Consider the following 16,641-nt stretch of genomic DNA (forward strand, 5'->3'; position numbering starts at 1 on the left):
AGTCACCGTCCGCGGCGTGTCGCTGACAAGGCAGAACGCAACTATTAGCCGATTAAGAGGGACTGGCCGGTCCGGCCCACCGACAGCTCGACCTGGCAGTCAGCGGCCAGCTGGGCGTATTGCCGAGAGGTGTATTCGCAGCCGCGGTCGGAGTCGAACACCACCCCGGGCTCGGGATCGCGGGCGGCGACGGCGTTGCCGAGCGCGTCGGCGATCAGGTCGGTGCGCAGGTGGTCGGCCATCGCGAACCCGACCACGCGCCGCGACCGCAGCTCCAACACGGTGGCCAGATACAGCCAGCCCTCCCAGGTGTTGATGTAGGTAATGTCGCCGCACCAGCGAGTGTTGACCCTAGCGGCGTCGACCGCGAAGTCGCGGCGCACCCGATTCAGCGGCGGTGTCGCGGTCGGGTGAACGACCGGCGCGGGCGAGGCTTCTTCCTACCCATGCTCTCCATGATGGACATCCTTCCGAGGCAAACGCCTGTGATCTTGGATGTCCGTCAAACGGGTCACCCCCACTTGAGCTTCACTACACGCCCGGTTTGCCTCAACTGACGCTCGCGCCAGGGTCGAGAGCTTGGGCTGGACGGGTCGTCGCCGTCAGGCGACTGGCCAGCGACACGCGTCGCCCAAGGCGAACCGCTACCAAGACTGCGCCATGCCGCTGACCGCGTCAGACGAGCGTGCGACACGGAGACGTCCGAGCGGCCCTTGGTGAGGCGTCAGCACCCACACCTTCGCGCGCAGGTCTCTCGTTCTAGGCGGGCAGTTGCGCGAGGAGGTCGTCGAGCTGGGCGAAGGTCTCGTGCAGAGCGTCGAGCGCGCCGTCGCCCTGCTCGAGCGCCGCCCTCGACGGGAACACCTCGGTCAGGACGAGGTGCGTCACGCCGTCCTGCTCGCGGAGGATCACAGTGGTGACCGAGCCGCTCTCACCGTCCTCCTCGTTCGTCCAGACGATGCGCGTGTGCGGCGTGACCTCCTGGTAGGTGCCGTAGAACGCCATGCCGTCGCCGAAGTCGAGGCGGTAGCTGCCGCCGGTGCGCGCGTCCATCTCGAGCGAGCGCAACTGCGCGGCCATCGACTGCGGCAGCCACCACTGCCGGAACAGTTCGGGCGTCGTCCAGGCCTCGAAGACCAGGCGCGCGGGCGCGTCGAACATGCGCCTGACCACGACCTCATGCTCGGAGGTCCGCTCGACGCTCACGGGTCGCGCCGCCGCGGGCTCGCTACGTGCTGTCCTGTCCACCGGTGTTCTCCTTGTTCCTCAGTGCTGCGACGACGTCGTCCAGCGCGCGGAAGCGCGCGTCCCACAACTGCTGGTACCGCTCCACCCATGCCGCCACGTCCTCGAGGCGGTCTGCCCCGACCCGGCAGCGGCGCACGCGCCCGACCTTCTCGGTCGTCACGAGGCCGGCGGCCTCGAGGATGGCGATGTGCTTCTTCATGCCGGTCGGCGTCATGCCGAACCGGTCGGCGAGCTTCGTGATGGAGGCCTCCGACCGGCCTAGCTGCTCGAGCACGCCCCGGCGCGTCGGGTCCGCGAGCGCCGCGAAGGCGGCGTCGAGGTCGACCTGCTGGTGCGTACACTGAACCATCGGGTTCAACAATAAGCACAACGTCGCTCCCGGTGCAAGCGTCCGGGGCGGTACGTGCCATGAGCCCGGTGACGACGTGTCCACCCAGACGGGCGACGCGACTGGATCGCACCCGGACGCGCGTCGGGGTGGAGCACCATGACCGCGCCTACCCCAGGGCGCCCGACGAGCTGGCGAGCACTGACTCCGACGCCGAGAGGCGCCGGTGGCGTGATCGCGGGGCTGGCGCGCTAGGGGCATCGGGACGTCTGATCTGAAAATAGCCTCGAGGTCGACCCGCTCGCGGCGACGAGCCGCGAGCTGCAGTCGACTCGTGACCGGCGCTCGAGTTGCCGTCAACGACACCCTCCGCCCAGAACGATGGCGTGACCGGTGGCGGTGCGCGTCAGGTGAACTTTGGCGCCGGCCGATGGTGCGACGGGACTCTCCAGCAAATCGTCTGGGTGAATCATCGTGACCAACCCCAGCTACGAAGCGCGCCCGGCTAGCAAGCGTCGAGGACTCGATGAAGCGCGGCCCGGCCGGCTGGACCCCAGGCCGGTTTTCCGCCAGGGAGTCCGCGGTCCCCATTTTGGCCCATCAGCAGCAGGAAGAGACTCTTCAGCACGGCGTGCCCTCGTGCGCGTCGGAACGTTGCTTCGTCAAGGTCGGGGTAGCTGGTGAGGAAGCGTGCGGCCGCGCCTTCCGGCAGCACGACCCATGCGGCTGCCAGGTCTGCCGCCGGGTCGCCGATGAACAGGGCTCCGAAGTCGATGACGCCTGCCAGCGTTCCGTTGGCGGTGACGACGTTCGCGGGATGCAGGTCACCGTGCACCCATACCGGCGGGCCATGCCATGCGGGTGCCGCAGCGGCGTCGTCCCAGACGGCTCGAATGTCGGCTGCGTTGGCCCCGATGGTGTCGGTGTCCAACGATGCGAGGAAGTGGGCGAACCCGCCCCTGGAGTCTCTCGGGTGAGCGCCGTGGCCGGTGGTGTCGACGGGTCCATCGGCAGGGGCGACCACGTGCAGGGCCTTCAGAAACGTGGCCAGGGTGTCCGCCGCATCCTCGCCGCGTGTGATCGAGGCGTGGTCGAGCGGCAGGCCCGGCACCCAGGTGACCACGGTCCACCACTTGGGGCAGCGCGGCGACGGTGTCCCATACCGGACCGGAACAGGGATCGGCAGGGGCAGGCACGGGGCGAGTAGTGGTAGCCAGCGTCCTTCTTTGAGCAGTTGAGCAGGGTCGGTGTCCATCCGCTGGATCCGCACCGCCAGATCATCGCCAAGGCGCCACATCTGGTTGCCCCAACCGCCGTCGACCTCACGGATAGGCAGCTCAGCCAGGTCCGGGTGCTGCTCGCGCAGAAGATCCTGGATCAGGTCCGCGGTGCTGTCGGTGTTGCTCGTGATCATGCGGTCGAAGCGGTCGCGTGAGACAGGATCCGAGGTCGCCGGTCGGGAAAGCGCTGCTCCAAGGACGACATTGCGCAAGTCTGTCAGCAGGTGTCCAAGTCCCGCTGGAACCAGTGGCCAGAAACCGCCGGTCCAGCGGACGCCGCTGTCGCCGTAGGCGACCCCCTTGCGGATGGTCTTCTCGGGTTCGTCGGTGGTGCTCTCGCAAACGCTGGCGCTACGGGCCACCCCGGCGGGAGCCCAGCGGTGAATGGCGCGCTGGCATCTGGTCTCGGCAGGGACGAGCGGCACGGCTAGATTGAGTGCCGGTCAGACACTCGGGGCGAGTTCGGTCGGTTGCCGAGTGAAACGGATCGCCTGAGATGGGAAAGTTCGAACGCTTCGTTGGGGTGGCCCTGGTAGGCCTGGCGCTGCTCGGGGCCACTGTGGTGGGCCTGGCGGCGCTCGTCGTCATGCAGGATCCCGTCGGCTGGGAGACGCCGTCGACGGCGATCGTGTTCGGCTTCTGGCGGCCGATCTATTCGACGTCGGTGCCACCAGCGGGTGTCGTTCTCGGCGCCGCAGGGTTCGCCCTGCTGGTAGCTGCGCTCGTCGGGTTAGCCGAGCGCCGTATCACGTACCGCGCCCGGACCAGCGAGGACTGGGAGCAGATGCCGTTGGCTCCCAAGCGAGTGATGGCGGAGACCCGCGGCGCGTATGCCGGCCCGGTGACGGTGACGGTGCTGATTCCCGCGCACAACGAAGCGGGCTGCATCACGGAGACCATCGCCTCGTTGCGTTCCCAGTCCCATCAGCCAGTACGGATCGTCGTCGTGGCGGACAACTGCACCGACGAAACGGTTGCTCTGGCCCGCAGCGCCGGAGTCGACGTCTTCGAGACCGCCGGCAACGCCGACAAGAAGGCGGGCGCGCTGAACCAGGCCCTGCCGGCGGCCCTGGAGGGCCTCGGCGACAACGACACCGTGATGGTGATGGACGCGGACACGACGCTGGACCAGGGCTTTCTGGCTGCCGCGGTACGCCGGCTGACCGACGATCGGGCGTTGATGGCGGTCGGTGGCCTGTTCTACGGCGAGGACGGATCCGGCATGCTCGGCCAGTTCCAACGCAACGAGTACACCCGGTACGCCCGGGAAATCGGCCGCCGACGGGGCAGGGTGTTCGTGCTCACCGGGACCGCGTCGATCTTCCGACCCCGGGCCCTACGAACGGTGGCCGAAGAACGGGGACGAGCGATCCCCGGCCTGCCGGGGGACATCTACGACACGGTGGTCCTCACCGAGGACAACGAGCTCACGCTGGCGATCAAGTCGCTCGGCGGTCTCATGATCTCTCCGGCGCAGTGCACGGTCGTCACCGAAGTCATGCAGACCTGGCGCGCGCTGTGGGTGCAACGGCTGCGCTGGCAGCGCGGCGCCGTCGAGAACCTGGGCAGCTACGGTTTCCGGCCGTCGGTGACCCGCTACTGGGCCCAGCAGCTCGGGATCGGATATGGAGTCGTGGCGATCGCCGCGTACTTGCTGCTCCTTCTGCTGATGCTGCTCGCGATGGACAACTGGATCTGGTTCCCGTTCTGGATCGCGGTTGGCCTGATCTTCGTCCTCGAACGGGTGGTCACGGTGTGGCGCGGCGGCTGGCGGGCGCGGTTGCTGGCCGTCACCTTGTTTCCCGAACTCGGCTACGCGATCTTCCTGAATCTGGTCTACGTGAAAGGCGTTCTCGATATCGCCGCACGTCGGAAGGCTGGTTGGGTGAACGTCGTCCAGAATCCCGCATCGAAGTCGGGCGACAGCCGATGACCCCGATGGGCATCGTGCTCCCCGAGGAGTTCCTCAGTACACCCGCCTTCCAGTTCCTCGGGGCGTTCGTCGCCATCAACACGATCATGTACGTCGCCCTGGCCATCGCGAAGATGCTGCCCAAGGTCTACGTCAGTGACTGGATGGGCGGCCGCGGCCGCCGCAAGGAGACCCGGAGCATTCATCCGGACGAGCCGTATACCCCGTGATCCCGCTGCTCAGCACGGACCGGATCGGGTGACCACTGAGGAACCCTCGTGCGGAACGCGCGTAGTGTCCGGCCGTCGTGCCATCTCGGCTAGTGGCTCGTCGTTGAGACAAGCTTCCGTTTGCGGTCGCTCTTGTCGAGGATCTCATCGGGTGGTTCGCCCATATGAACGGTGCACGCCGGTATTCCAGCCGGTGATGAAGGCCCGGATCTTGATCGTCAGATCCCGAACAGAGGCATCGGCAGCTTCCTCTGGATCGGTTCCGAGGCCTGCACCTGGCTCTTCGCGTCCACACCGACAACAGCCGCTTTCTGAGGCGGTGCCAGATAGGTCCTCGACGACGTCGAGGACCTTGGCCCCAGCGCGGGGTCGGTCGACGATACTGACCGCTGCGACCTGAAGTTGACTCCCGTCGAGTCAGACGAACCTCTGCCATCCGGTCGGAATGATCGTGTCAGCCGGCTCCACTACTGGTCGGCGCGACCACGACGCGCACTCACCCCTGACTCGGTGTGTCGCCGGCCCGGTTCAGTACCGCATCTGGAACCTCACGCCTCCCGCAACGGAGGGCGGTCGATGGGACCGGTGCCACACGAGCCCAGAACGCTTGCCCCTGTCAACGAGACCAGTCTCAGGATTGTTCGTGGTTCGGCCGATGAGTAGTCAGCCGACGGCAGCAACTTCGAGTTCGGCCGCCACGACGACAGGGAGGTCGAGCGGCAGCGCGGACACTCCGATCGCTGTGCGTGCGTGCGCTCCGACCGTGTCGCCGAAGACGTCGTGGACTACCTCGGAGAAGGCGTTGAGCACTGCGGTTGTTTGCGGGTAGCCGGGTACGGTGTTGACGAACCCGCTGACGCTCAACCAGGCTTCGATCCGATCGAGATCACCGATCGCCCGCTGCACACTGGAGATCACCGACAAGGCGGCGGCCCGGGCCGAAACTTGAGCTTGCTCCAGCGACACCACGTCCGGCACTCGGCCGAATGGTCCCTGCGGGGAGCCGTCGGGTGCCTGTGCCCCGTGGCCCGACACGATCACCCGCGCTCCGACCACGCGGACCCAGGAAAATGAGATCCGAACCCCGGGCGGCATTGCCGGTGCCGCCGGCAGCACCAGACCCAGATGGGCAAGCCGCTCCTCGACCGTCACGACTGCATCCTTCCACTGGTCGGCGGATTGGCCTGGCGACGCCCCCGCGGCGGAGCTTGGGACAGCCCCGAGATGACCGTCGATCGAGCGTCCTACGAGAACGCTGAACTGGGGCAGGCGCGTCGTAGCATCGCGGCCACAGTGAACACCCAGCCCAAGAAACTGATCAGGATGGCGCGTTGTATCAGCCCTTTCCAGGCGAACAGCGCACTGGTCGGATGCTCGGCGAGCTTGAGGACGATGACTCCCACGATCAAGCCGACACCGACAGCCAGAGTGAGGGCGGCGAGGCCGCGCCAGAACAGGTCGCGTCGAAAGCGTCGATACATGACCAGGCAGCTCGCCGGGGCCAGCGAGAACACCAGTGCCCCGAACAGTCCGTGAACGATGCCGTGGACGCTGTGCTGGTCGAACACCGTCGACGGATCGGTGACGAACGGGCCGGAGGACGAATAGCCGGGACGCAGCCACCCTTGAACCAAGAACGCCGCGACGAACAGCGCTGCTCCGACCATGCCCGCGGTCGCGCCGGCTCGACACAGGCGCCGAGAAGACCTGGAAACAACACCGGACTTGCCCACCGGCTCCAGCATGATCCTTCGGCAGCTAGCTAGGGCGCCAGCCGCTCCTCAACCGCGCCGACGCAGTGGCGTCTGTCGTACGGGATGCACGCGACGGTCGTCCGCTCTGCGGAGCATCAGAGGCGCTGCCGGTGACCTAGAGTGGCGGCGGTCCGTCGCCGGAAACCGACCGATGCGCCAAGAGGAGCCTCGGGGTCATCGCCGTTCGGGAGAGTCGGCAAGGAGCGTGGTGACCTCCGCGGCCACGTCGGGAGGCAATGGGCCGAGCGCCAGGGTGGTCGCGTTTTCCTCTGCCTGGGCGACGGTGCGGATGCCGGGAAGCGGGATGATCGCCGGGTTCACGCTCCATAGATAGCCCAAGGCGCCCTGGATCAGGGTGCGACCGTCGGCGGTCAGCAGCTCTCGGACAGCGGCGAGCCGGGACAGCCACTGGTCCATCGTGCCCTCGTCGAAGTAGTCCCAGTACGGGGTGTCGAGCCGGACGTCGCCGGCCGCCGGACGGCGGTCGGTGGTGTAGCGGCCGCTGAGCAGACCCATGGCCAGCGGCGACCTGGCTAGAACCGACAGGCCGTGTGACTGCGCGAGGTCCAGAACCGCTGACGACCAGCCGAACACGTTGACCTGGGTCTGCACCGTCAGGCAGTGCGCTGACCGAGCGAACACATCGATCACCGCCGCGTCGTCCTGCGCCGTCCCGAACCAGCGGATCGTGCCGTCGGTGACGAGCTTCTCCAAGGTGGTAACGATCTCCTCGGCGTGCGTTCCGTCGCGGGCACCACCGTGCAGCTGCAGCACGTCGATCGCCCGGGTGCCCAGCCGTCGCAGACTGTCGGCACTTTGTCGTCGGATGGCGGCCGACGACACGTCCTCACCGCCACCGCGTCGGGTCGTCTCGTCGAAGACCAACCCGAACTTGGTGCTCACCACGATCTGGTCGCGGACCGACGACGGAAGCTGGCGAAGGGCACGTCCGATCACCTGCTCGGAGTGCCCCGCCCCGTACGAGCCGGCCGTGTCGATCACCCGTACGCCGTGGTCGATCGCCGCGTGCAGGGCGGCGATGCTGACATCGTCGTCGACGGCGCCCCATCCCGCGTCGCGCCCGTTGAATGTCCACGGGCCCCCCAGGGCCCAGGTGCCAACCCCGAGAGCCGAGACATCTGGTCCATGGGAACCGAGCGGGTGAACGGGGACGAACGTCGCAGTGCTCATGGTCGTGATCCTTCTTCGGTCGGTGGATGGTGCTCGTCGGCGAGAGCGAAGTCGTCAGTCCAACTCAGGTCTGGACCGGGGCCCGGCCATCGGGGCGGTGGCATCGGGGCCGGTCGACCGGCCTCGTTCGCGGTGTAGGCGGCGATCTTCCAATCGATCACCGCGAGGTCGGCGGTCAGCTGCTCGAGCTGGGCGCGGACCCGAGCCTGGTGGCGCCTGAGCAGTTCGATTCGGCCGGCGCGGTCGCGGTCTGCGCGCACCCGTTCTACGAAGGCGCGCACGTCCTCGACTGGCATTCCGGTGCGACGCAGTCGGACCACGACGTCCAGCAGACCGAGAGACGTCTCGTCGAACACCCGGTGGCCGCCTCCCGTTCGAGGCAACTCACCGAGTAGACCGCTGCGATCGTAGAAGCGGAGCGTCTCGATCGGGATGCCGGTTCGGGCGGCGACCTCGCCGATCGATAGGCCGGGCGTGGTCGAACTGAACTGAGACATGTGGCCCACTCTGCAATCTGGAGTGGACTCCAGGTCAAGAGGGTCGGAAGGCGGGATCGTTGCAGACGATCAGGGGCTGTCGAGCTCGGGCTTGGCGGCCGGCCGCGGTCGGGCTTCGATGAAGACGATCTGTTCGGGCGGGATGGTGAGCTTGATGGTTCGCCGGGCGATGTCGATCAGGGTGTCGATGGTGGTGTGCTGGCCGGTCGGGACCGTGTACAAGCTGTCGTCGCCGTGGGCGGCGAGGAACGGTTTGAACCCGGACAGGGAGACCGCACCGTTGCTGTCGGTCAGGTACTCGGCGAGCCGGCGGAACAGCTTCGGCAAGATCACCAGGTCGTCGGTGACTTGACTGCCCTTGGTCAGGGCGAATCCGCTGAGGGTGGAGTCCTCGGCCCAGATCCCGGGTCGCCGCTTCCGGGCGTCCACGGTCGCCTCGGCCAGCGCTTCGCGGAAGTCGTAATACAGCTTGCTGTAGAAGGTCGGGTAGACCCCAGCCGTCGGCCAGCAGCGCGAAGTTGACTGAGCGTTCCAGCTCGGCGACGTCGATGTGAGCGGTCCAGTCGGCGGAGACGCGTCCACCCGCTTGCCGGCGTAGACCACGGAAACCGCCCGGCCGTAGACGTCGGCGAATCGCGTGAGGATGTAGCCCGGCCGGGTCTCCGGCTGTGCCGCGGTGATCACTCCCCGGTCGTCGCGGATGACGCTCTTGAAGCCGAGCAGGGTGAGGAGCTGGGCGGGGCACCGTCGCCCCACTCTGCGGGTTGGCGCCACTGGTGTGCGGCGTGCGGCGGGGTGGTGTAGTGGGTTTTCAGCGCGTCGATCGCATCGAGACGAAGCTGGACCGCGCCCTGCGCGTTGGGTTTCGCCGCAATGCCTGCCTTCTGCCAGGCGTCGGGGTCGTCGGGAATGAACCGGATGCTGTCACCGTCGGGAGAGGCGCCGATCAAATGAAAGGTTCCCGCGATCACGCTGAGGGGCATACGGGGGGATCTTCTCTCACTCGACCCGGTATCACGACACCGGCCCGACAAGTCGGTGCCCGCCGATGCTGCGGGCACTGACAGCAATAGTCGGCTCCGGCGCCGGCGCGGGTCGCAAGCGGGCGTCTCGCCCTCGGTTGCCGTGAGCTGTGGTTCAACGGCACGGTTGGGCCGCTCCCCGGAGCTGCCGCGGTCGTCGCCGGGCACGGCAACGGTAGTACTGGCATCGGCCTTGCCGAGGACTGCGGCCCGGACCGGCCTTCAGCCAGCAACCTCGAACATCTGCACCGCGAGGCCAGATCCTCGGCGAGAACTGAGTGCCACGAGTGCTAGGCGGACGACTTCACTCGTAGGCGGTCGGGACCCGCACCGATGCCTCCGTTCCGCCGGTGTCACCGGTCCGGTCGGTTCCGGGACACAACCCGGCTCAACGCAGACCACAGCCGGCTGAGTCGGGATGGTCCACGGGCCTCGACGACGACCAGCGCGGTACCGCCGTTGAGAGGCCCCCAGGCGTTGTACGCGACGCCGGCGATCGGGACCGCCACGGAACTTCACCCCCCGCGAGGGTCGCAGGGTCCCCGAACCAGGAGACCGCCGGGACCTGCGTCGCAGGCACCGAAATGGTGTCGACGCGCCGGGCCTCGAGCCCAGGGTCGGCGCGTCGAGCAGCTCGGCATCGGGCAATCCGATGCGAGCGGCAACAGCGGCAGCGATCAAAGTCGGCGGACGTTGAGCTCGAGCTCCGGGAAAGCAACATCCGGCAAGCGCGACCACAAGGACAAGCGCAGCCCGAAGACCCAGCTTGGAGACGATGGCCGCTTGACGCCCAGAACAGGCTGTGAGTGCCCGCGATCCGCGCACCTGGGGCACGATGCCTGTAGGTTCGAGAGGCGCTTCCGGACATCCGCGTACGGGAGCACGAGGCTCGGGGAGGCAGGCGTGAGCAGGGGCGAGGTGCGGCAGGGGTACGTCGATTGGCTGCTTCGGAAATCAATGCTCAGTGCCGCCAGCTCAGCCGCCGGGAGCCTCTCCGCCGTCGGTGGGATGATGCAGAATCCGTTCGGCAACCCCGACCCCAGAGGCGCCATCGAGAGGGCCCCCGTCTGGTTCACAGCCTATCCGGCGTCCATGATCACCAAGCCGACAGAATCCTTCCTGGCCACCTTGAGCGACGACGCACTGTGGGCGGCTTTCGAGTCCCTGGGAATCGCCGCGGTCCACACCGGTCCGGTGAAACAGGCCGGCGGAATCTCGGGATGGAATGCCACGCCTAGCGTCGACGGCCAGTTCGATCGAATTAGCATCGGCATCGACGAAACCTTCGGCTCGGAGCAGGAGTTCCGGCGACTCTGCGACGTGGCCGCAGCGCACGGTGGCATCGTGATCGACGACATCGTGCCCGGCCACACCGGCAAGGGCTCCGACTTCCGCCTGGCCGAAATGAATGTCGGCGACTATCCGGGGATCTACCACATGGTGGAGATCCCTCCCGAGGACTGGGGACTACTACCCGATGTCCCGGCCGGCCAAGACTCGGTCAATCTCGGCGTCGACACCGAGTACCGGCTCGAGCAGGCCGGCTACATCGTCGGTCCACTGCAGCGGGTGATCTTCCACGATCCGGGAACCAAGGACACCAACTGGAGCGTCACGGGCCCCGTGACCGGCGCCGATGGTGAGCAGCGCCGCTGGGTCTATCTGCACTACTTCAAGGCTGGTCAGCCGTCGATCAACTGGTTGGATCCGACCTTCTCCGGCATGCGCCTCGTGGTCGGCGACGCGTTGCACTCCCTCCAGCATCTCGGAGCTGGCGCGTTGCGGCTCGACGCCAATGGTTTCCTAGGCCTCGAGCCGGCCAACGGGTCCGGCGAGCCGGCCTGGTCGGAAGGCCATCCATTGTCGGACGCAGTGAATCAGCTCATCGCCAGCATGGTGCGGAAGATGGGTGGCTTCACCTTCCAGGAGCTCAACCTGGCCATCGAGGACATCAAGAGGACCGCCGAGCACGGAGCCGATCTGTCCTACGACTTCGTCAATCGCCCTTCATACGTTCACGCCCTGACGACGGGCGACACCGAGTTTCTGCGCCTCACGCTGAACGCAGCGCTCGAGCAGGACGTCCAGCCGATCGGTCTGGTGCACGCCCTGCAGAACCACGACGAGATGACCTACGAGTTGACCCACTTCGCCGCAACGCACAGCACCGACCATTTCCGCTTCCGCGGGATCGACCGCAGTGGCAATGAGCTAGCGCGGCTGATCCGATCCGAACTCATCGACGGACTCACCGGCCCGGCCGCGCCGTACAACAAGACGTTCACCACTAACGGGATCTCCTCCACTCTGACGACGATCTGCGCCGCAGCCCTCGGGTATCCCGACCTCGCCGAGCTCTCACCGCAGCAGGTCGAGTCCATCACTCGGGCACACCTGCTGCTCGCCATGTTCAACGCCTGGCAGCCGGGAGTGTTCGCCCTCTCAGGCTGGGACCTGTCCGGCGCGCTCACGGTCGATCCCGGGCTGATCCCCGAGATCCTTTCAGGCGGAGACAACCGATGGATCCATCGCGCCGCGTATGACCTGATGGACTACGAGCCGGCAGCAGCAAAATCGGCATCCGGCATGCCGCGCGGCGTCAGCCTCTACGGCCCGCTTCCGCGGCAGCTCGCCGACCCGACGTCGTTCGCGTCCCGGCTGCGTTCCATCCTTGCCGTCCGGCACCACTGCGGTATCGCTGTCGGCCAACAATTGGCAGTGCCCGAAGTCTCCGAACCCGCCCTGCTCGTCATGATCCATCGGCTTCCCGATGGGCGCACCCAGGCAACCGCCCTCAACTTCTCGGGGCGACCGATCTCCGGCGCGGCCCGATCCGAGCACTTCGACGTCGGTGCCGCAGTGATCAACCTACGGACCGGCCAACTGATCGGCCAGGTCGGAACGGACCGAACCATTCACGTCCGTCTGAAGCCGCATGCCGGAGTCTCGCTGCTGGTCACGGATCCGACGAACACCCGAGTCCACTGACACGAGCTTCTGGTCAGCCAAGCTCAATCGCCACCGCGCATCATCAAACCTGCGGGGTGGCAGCACGCATCCCGCACCGATCAACAGTCAAGCCGATCAAGATCGACGATCCCGTCCATCCCCCTGGCCGGCTCCGCTGCGATCTGCCCAGGTGCCTGCCGATTTCACTCACCCTTGCCTTGGGCGGTCGCCGACACCGGCCGGCGACCGCCGATTCAGCGGCGCCGTGCCGGTTTGCGCGATCCGCGACGATCGCGTCGAACGGGGGGATCGGCCGTCAGATGCGGCGTTGCGACGCCGCTCACCGGGGACCGCTGACGGTGGCTCGGGCCCAGCTGCGCCATGGCCCCCATGCTCAGCCCGCCATGGCGCAGCAGGCTCGAATCGCTCTTTGCGAGACGAATCTCGAAACTGGTCCGTCGCACCGCGAACTGCTCCAGCGCCTACACGAACCCCACTACTTCACCCCGAGTACGTCCTGGATCCGCGCGACAAGCTGTTCCTGGTCGTTCGCGAACACGACCTCTCGGGCGGCGGCTTGCATCACAGCCGGGCAGTGGACTGGAGACGTCTCGGTCCAGGGTCGCTGCTGGCGCTCAGGTCAGCCGGAGAATCACGATCACCAAGATGATGATGATCAGCACGCCGATGATTACTCCGATGATTCCCCGATTCATGCTGGCTCCTTCGCGCTGGGACAGGTGTGCGAGCCTCCCCAATTCCTCGCACGGTCTCATTACCCGCTGCTCCGCCCGCCAAGCACTCGGGGGCGGAGGTTGACCCCAGGAGCGACGTTCGTGCGGCTGCGTCACCCTGGATTCGGAGCCGTACGGCCAGCTGAGCCATCACTGGTTGATCGTGCCCGGTGAGCTCGGGAACCCTGAGGTCGGCAGCCTCCCCAGATCCGTCCGGATGGTGCGCAGCGGCGGGCGGGCGACCCATCGCCCGCGCCGGTCGAGATTTTCGAGACAGACGACGGCTGCGGCCCGTCCTGCGACCCAGTCCGAGCTCACGCCTGTCTCGTCCCTCAGACGCCGTCGTCGGTGAGATAGTTCGGAACGGGGTGGAAGCTCACTTTCGGTTCGGACAGCCGGAGACTGGACACGACAGGCCGGACGGCCCTGTCGAGGAACCGAACGAAGGGACGGATGTCCGGCCAGATCTCGATCACGCGCACGCCATCGGGATAGGCCCGCATCCAGTGGTACAGGCGTCGCGAAAGGCGCGGACCTCCGCCGAGCTCCAGCTGCTTGGTCATCCGTTCATAGTCATCGACGGTCATGGCAAGAAAGTCCATGATCACCGCGACCGGGCCGGGCGGCGTCTCGGACCTCAGCTCGGCAACTGACGATCCATCGGCCGCGCAGACGTCGTCCCCGTCGCAGGTAGGTGTGCTCGATGGCACGTGATCCCCTCTCCATGGTCGAGCCCTTCGGTCTCTGCGATGGTGAAGACGCTTTCAGGGCTCACTGATGACGCGGCCCATTCGCGAGCGGCTCACGTCCATGCCCGGTGAGGCGACCCGCTGCCTCGGGGGAGCCGGCGAGGGTCGCGCCTGCTGATTGGTGCCGCCGGCCGATCTGGCCGGTGGGGTCGTGGATGGATCCGCTGAGGCTGTGGGACGTTCTTGGCGGTGAGAGTTCGGTGAGGATGTCGTGGGCGTCTGGGAGGGACCGTGCGAGCCGGCCGAGTTTGGTGACGAGGGTGTTTCCGGATCGGCGGGCGGCGAGGGCGGGGCGACCGACGTGCGGCACGGACGCCGTGTTCTCGAACCTCTCGTTCGGGACTGCGTAGGGGCTCAGGAGTCGAAGCGTCGGTTCAGTTCCGCAGTGACCGGCCAGGCTGCGCCGGCAGTGTTGGAAAGCACGACCGCATCGACGTCAGCGTTGCCATACCGGGCGAGCAGGGCGCTGACCCCGGCATTGCTCCCTTCCTTGTAGAGCGTCGATCGTCGGAACTCCAAACCGAAGCCGAAACGGACCTGCTCGTCTCGAGCGACCTGTGGAGTCAGGAACTGCTCCGTCAGCTCGGGTGTCAGCAACTGTCCAGCCCGCACTGCGTCGAGAAAGATGAACAAGTCCTGAGCAGACGCATGCGCTCCGCCGTCCGGCGAGCCGATCGGCGGATAGCTGAAGATGTTTGCGCGCCACGCCCCGTCGACCAGGTCCCAGCCTTCGGCCACTCCCGGCACGGGGTCTCGACGGTCGAAGAACCCGGCCCCCGTCATGCCCGCCCGCTCGAAGACCTCTCTGGTCACATACGTCCGGTAGGACTCCCCAGCGACCCGTTCGAGCGCCAACCCGGCCAGCACGTAACTCACGTTGCAGTACCGGGCTTGGACCCCGGGCGCCGCTAGTGCCGGTTTGTGGGCGAATTGCGGCAGGAAGTCGACGGTCTCCATGATCGCGTAACACGGTGTGTCCACGAACAGGTCGGCATAGATCTCGCCCGCGTCCTCATCGGCGTCGTCGGCGATCCCGCTGGTATGGGTGAGGAGATGCCGCAGAGTGACGGCATCGGAGATCGTCGTTCCCGACAGGTCGACGTAACGGTGGATCGAGGCGTCCAGGTCGAGGCGGCCAGCACCAACCTGCTGAAGGACGGCCACGCTGGTGAACAGCTTGGTAATCGACGCCGTGTCGAAGCGGGTGTCGACAGTGTTAGGAATCTGCCAGCGTGCGGTCGCGTGTCCGTACGCCTCGCTGAAAACGACCGCGCCGGCGTGGCGGAGCACCACGACACCGGTGAAGGCCGACCCGCGGAGGACCGTGCGAAGGCCGCCGAGGTCCATCAGCTCAGCCAACGGGCGGTGCCGATGTTGACCGCATACGACATGGAGTACCTCTCAGTCGAGTCAGACGAAACCGGTGGCGTCTGGTCGCATTATTGTGCCAGCCGGATCTACTGCTGGTCCGCGCTACCGCGGCGCGGCGCCGTCATGGCCGACTCGATAGGTCACGCCCCCGGCTCAGTATCTGATCTGAAACTGGCGCATCCCGCAAGGGATCGGCAGCGCGGGAGGCACGCAGTTGCTCTACAGGTGCGGCGTGATCGTCGGTCCAGCGGACGCGCCGTCGCCGTAAGTGGATCCTCAAGTGGAGATCCGGCCGACCACCCGCGCTGGGCCTGGTAGGTCGACGTGTCGAGCTGGCGTTGCTCTCGCTGTCGGAGGAGTTGTGGACGAACGTCGCGAGCCTCGTCAGACTTGCCGGATGGGGCGACGGGCAACAGCGGCGTGGGTGATCGCCTGCATCCTGGCCACGGGATCGGGTGCTGCTGGGTGTGCCTCTCGTCAGCTCGAGGCTGAGCCCCTGTCGGTCCCCTACACGGGTCCGTTGTGGACTGCACCAACTCCTGGTGTTCCGATGGACGCAGATCCTGGGGCGGCCGGTCAGGTAGTCGACTGCCACTTCGGTGCCCTCGGCAGGACTAACCCGAGCCCGTACAACAACGGTGAGGTCGGCGATAGCGCCGACGAAGCTCTTCGTTTGGCGGTGAAGGAGAGCCAGTTCGATGGTGTCGTCGATGACCTCGTAGTGGCCAAGGACGAGCCGGACCGGCGTCTGTATGTGTATCAGCGTGGGGGCCGGAACTATCAGGCAGCGATCTTCCGCCACGGACCGGCCACGAAGGGAACTGGAGTGGGTGAGGACGGCCTGGCATGGTGGCTTGAGTCCTACGCTCGCTGCGACATCGCCGAGTTCCCCGATGAACGAGCCGAGGCCAGCGGCTGGCAGGTGTGGACCGACAGCTCTGGCCAGCGGCAGCCGATCCACGTGATCAACTCTCACGAAGGTGCGGTCTGTGTCGAGGGTGCCCGATTTCTGGAGATCGGCGAAGGCAGACCGATGGGAGACGTACCGGTGCAGTACGCCGCAAACGCGTCGCAGTTTCACAACTTCTTCGACGAGCCCTACAAGCCGCACATCACGCTGCCCCAGGATGCCGTGGCGTCGCCGTATCGCCATGGAGCCGAGCGGCTGTGGTTCTCCCCGGATCGTCGCTGCGCCTACGTGGGCACCGACCCAGCCGATGTGGCTCTATGGCCGAAAACTACCCAACACCTCGGCTGCGCCTAGCCAGCCAGTGCGTGGCAGGGCGATGGCTAGCACTGGCCCGATCATCGCAGCCCATGACATGGTGCCGACCGTGGTGGTCCACCCAGTCCGCCGTGCGTGACGGCGACAGCGT

16 protein-coding genes are annotated in these 16,641 nt (G+C 66.8%); 4 read left to right on the top strand and 12 right to left on the bottom strand.

Annotation, left to right across the window (positions count from 1 at the left end):
* Nucleotides 1-44: 44 nt before the first annotated feature.
* From ABD747_RS25700 to ABD747_RS25715, 4 genes are all read right to left on the bottom strand, one after another.
* Nucleotides 45-383, bottom strand: a complete 339-nt coding sequence (locus ABD747_RS25700) for a DDE-type integrase/transposase/recombinase (protein WP_344810008.1) — start codon at nt 381-383, stop codon at nt 45-47.
* Nucleotides 384-759: 376 nt separating this feature from the next.
* Nucleotides 760-1,206: an SRPBCC domain-containing protein gene (locus tag ABD747_RS25705; protein ID WP_344810009.1), complete on the bottom strand. Its 447-nt coding sequence runs from the start codon at nt 1,204-1,206 to the stop codon at nt 760-762.
* A gap of 22 nt (nt 1,207-1,228) precedes the next feature.
* Nucleotides 1,229-1,597 (bottom strand): ArsR/SmtB family transcription factor, encoded by a 369-nt coding sequence (locus tag ABD747_RS25710; protein ID WP_344810120.1) that lies wholly within the window; start codon nt 1,595-1,597, stop codon nt 1,229-1,231.
* A gap of 484 nt (nt 1,598-2,081) precedes the next feature.
* Nucleotides 2,082-3,281 (bottom strand): phosphotransferase, encoded by a 1,200-nt coding sequence (locus tag ABD747_RS25715; protein ID WP_344810010.1) that lies wholly within the window; start codon nt 3,279-3,281, stop codon nt 2,082-2,084.
* A 71-nt stretch (nt 3,282-3,352) separates the two neighbouring features.
* Between ABD747_RS25715 and ABD747_RS25720 the strand changes: the two genes are divergently transcribed.
* Nucleotides 3,353-4,789: a glycosyltransferase family 2 protein gene (locus tag ABD747_RS25720; RefSeq protein WP_344810011.1), complete on the top strand. Its 1,437-nt coding sequence runs from the start codon at nt 3,353-3,355 to the stop codon at nt 4,787-4,789.
* Complete coding sequence (locus tag ABD747_RS25725) at nt 4,786-4,998, top strand: hypothetical protein (protein ID WP_344810012.1); 213 nt, start codon at nt 4,786-4,788, stop codon at nt 4,996-4,998. The genes ABD747_RS25720 and ABD747_RS25725 overlap by 4 nt, the downstream gene beginning before the upstream one ends.
* 663 nt (nt 4,999-5,661) lie before the next feature.
* On the opposite strand, the gene ABD747_RS25730 is transcribed toward ABD747_RS25725, so the two are convergent.
* From ABD747_RS25730 to ABD747_RS25755, 6 genes are all read right to left on the bottom strand, one after another.
* Entirely contained in the window at nt 5,662-6,150 is a 489-nt protein-coding gene (locus ABD747_RS25730; protein ID WP_344810013.1) for a RidA family protein, read from the bottom strand.
* 92 nt (nt 6,151-6,242) lie between these two features.
* Nucleotides 6,243-6,743, bottom strand: a complete 501-nt coding sequence (locus ABD747_RS25735; RefSeq protein ID WP_344810014.1) for a DUF998 domain-containing protein — start codon at nt 6,741-6,743, stop codon at nt 6,243-6,245.
* 183 nt (nt 6,744-6,926) lie between these two features.
* Nucleotides 6,927-7,943: an aldo/keto reductase gene (locus ABD747_RS25740; protein ID WP_344810015.1), complete on the bottom strand. Its 1,017-nt coding sequence runs from the start codon at nt 7,941-7,943 to the stop codon at nt 6,927-6,929.
* Nucleotides 7,940-8,440 (bottom strand): MerR family transcriptional regulator, encoded by a 501-nt coding sequence (locus ABD747_RS25745; RefSeq protein WP_344810016.1) that lies wholly within the window; start codon nt 8,438-8,440, stop codon nt 7,940-7,942. Before ABD747_RS25745 ends, ABD747_RS25740 begins: the two co-directional genes overlap by 4 nt.
* A gap of 69 nt (nt 8,441-8,509) precedes the next feature.
* On the bottom strand, nt 8,510-9,124 hold the full coding sequence (locus tag ABD747_RS25750; RefSeq protein ID WP_344810017.1) for a hypothetical protein: 615 nt from the start codon (nt 9,122-9,124) through the stop codon (nt 8,510-8,512).
* Entirely contained in the window at nt 9,121-9,423 is a 303-nt protein-coding gene (locus ABD747_RS25755; protein ID WP_344810018.1) for a hypothetical protein, read from the bottom strand. The genes ABD747_RS25750 and ABD747_RS25755 overlap by 4 nt, the downstream gene beginning before the upstream one ends.
* 942 nt (nt 9,424-10,365) lie before the next feature.
* On the opposite strand from ABD747_RS25755, the gene treS reads away from it, so the two are divergent.
* Complete coding sequence (treS, locus tag ABD747_RS25760; RefSeq protein WP_344810019.1) at nt 10,366-12,450, top strand: maltose alpha-D-glucosyltransferase; 2,085 nt, start codon at nt 10,366-10,368, stop codon at nt 12,448-12,450.
* A 1,027-nt stretch (nt 12,451-13,477) separates the two neighbouring features.
* Here treS and ABD747_RS25765 read toward each other — a convergent pair.
* Both ABD747_RS25765 and ABD747_RS25770 read right to left on the bottom strand, forming a co-directional pair.
* Nucleotides 13,478-13,708, bottom strand: coding sequence for a hypothetical protein (locus ABD747_RS25765; protein ID WP_344810020.1), 231 nt, complete (start codon nt 13,706-13,708; stop codon nt 13,478-13,480).
* A gap of 540 nt (nt 13,709-14,248) precedes the next feature.
* Nucleotides 14,249-15,241, bottom strand: a complete 993-nt coding sequence (locus ABD747_RS25770; RefSeq protein WP_344810021.1) for a serine hydrolase domain-containing protein — start codon at nt 15,239-15,241, stop codon at nt 14,249-14,251.
* Between the two features lie 574 nt (nt 15,242-15,815).
* On the opposite strand from ABD747_RS25770, the gene ABD747_RS25775 reads away from it, so the two are divergent.
* Nucleotides 15,816-16,529: a hypothetical protein gene (locus tag ABD747_RS25775; protein ID WP_344810022.1), complete on the top strand. Its 714-nt coding sequence runs from the start codon at nt 15,816-15,818 to the stop codon at nt 16,527-16,529.
* Nucleotides 16,530-16,641: the final 112 nt, after the last annotated feature.

The organism is Microlunatus ginsengisoli, assembly GCF_039537205.1.
Taxonomy (GTDB): domain Bacteria; phylum Actinomycetota; class Actinomycetes; order Propionibacteriales; family Propionibacteriaceae; genus Microlunatus; species Microlunatus ginsengisoli.

Coding starts and splice junctions, on each gene's coding strand:
- ABD747_RS25710 (WP_344810120.1), bottom strand. CDS start 1,597: ATGGTTCAGTGTACGCACCAGCAGGTCGACCTCGACGCCGCCTTCGCG.
- ABD747_RS25720 (WP_344810011.1), top strand. CDS start 3,353: ATGGGAAAGTTCGAACGCTTCGTTGGGGTGGCCCTGGTAGGCCTGGCG.
- ABD747_RS25725 (WP_344810012.1), top strand. CDS start 4,786: ATGACCCCGATGGGCATCGTGCTCCCCGAGGAGTTCCTCAGTACACCC.
- ABD747_RS25735 (WP_344810014.1), bottom strand. CDS start 6,743: ATGCTGGAGCCGGTGGGCAAGTCCGGTGTTGTTTCCAGGTCTTCTCGG.
- ABD747_RS25740 (WP_344810015.1), bottom strand. CDS start 7,943: ATGAGCACTGCGACGTTCGTCCCCGTTCACCCGCTCGGTTCCCATGGA.
- ABD747_RS25745 (WP_344810016.1), bottom strand. CDS start 8,440: ATGTCTCAGTTCAGTTCGACCACGCCCGGCCTATCGATCGGCGAGGTC.
- ABD747_RS25755 (WP_344810018.1), bottom strand. CDS start 9,423: ATGCCCCTCAGCGTGATCGCGGGAACCTTTCATTTGATCGGCGCCTCT.
- ABD747_RS25765 (WP_344810020.1), bottom strand. CDS start 13,708: ATGACCAAGCAGCTGGAGCTCGGCGGAGGTCCGCGCCTTTCGCGACGC.
- ABD747_RS25770 (WP_344810021.1), bottom strand. CDS start 15,241: ATGGACCTCGGCGGCCTTCGCACGGTCCTCCGCGGGTCGGCCTTCACC.
- ABD747_RS25775 (WP_344810022.1), top strand. CDS start 15,816: ATGGACGCAGATCCTGGGGCGGCCGGTCAGGTAGTCGACTGCCACTTC.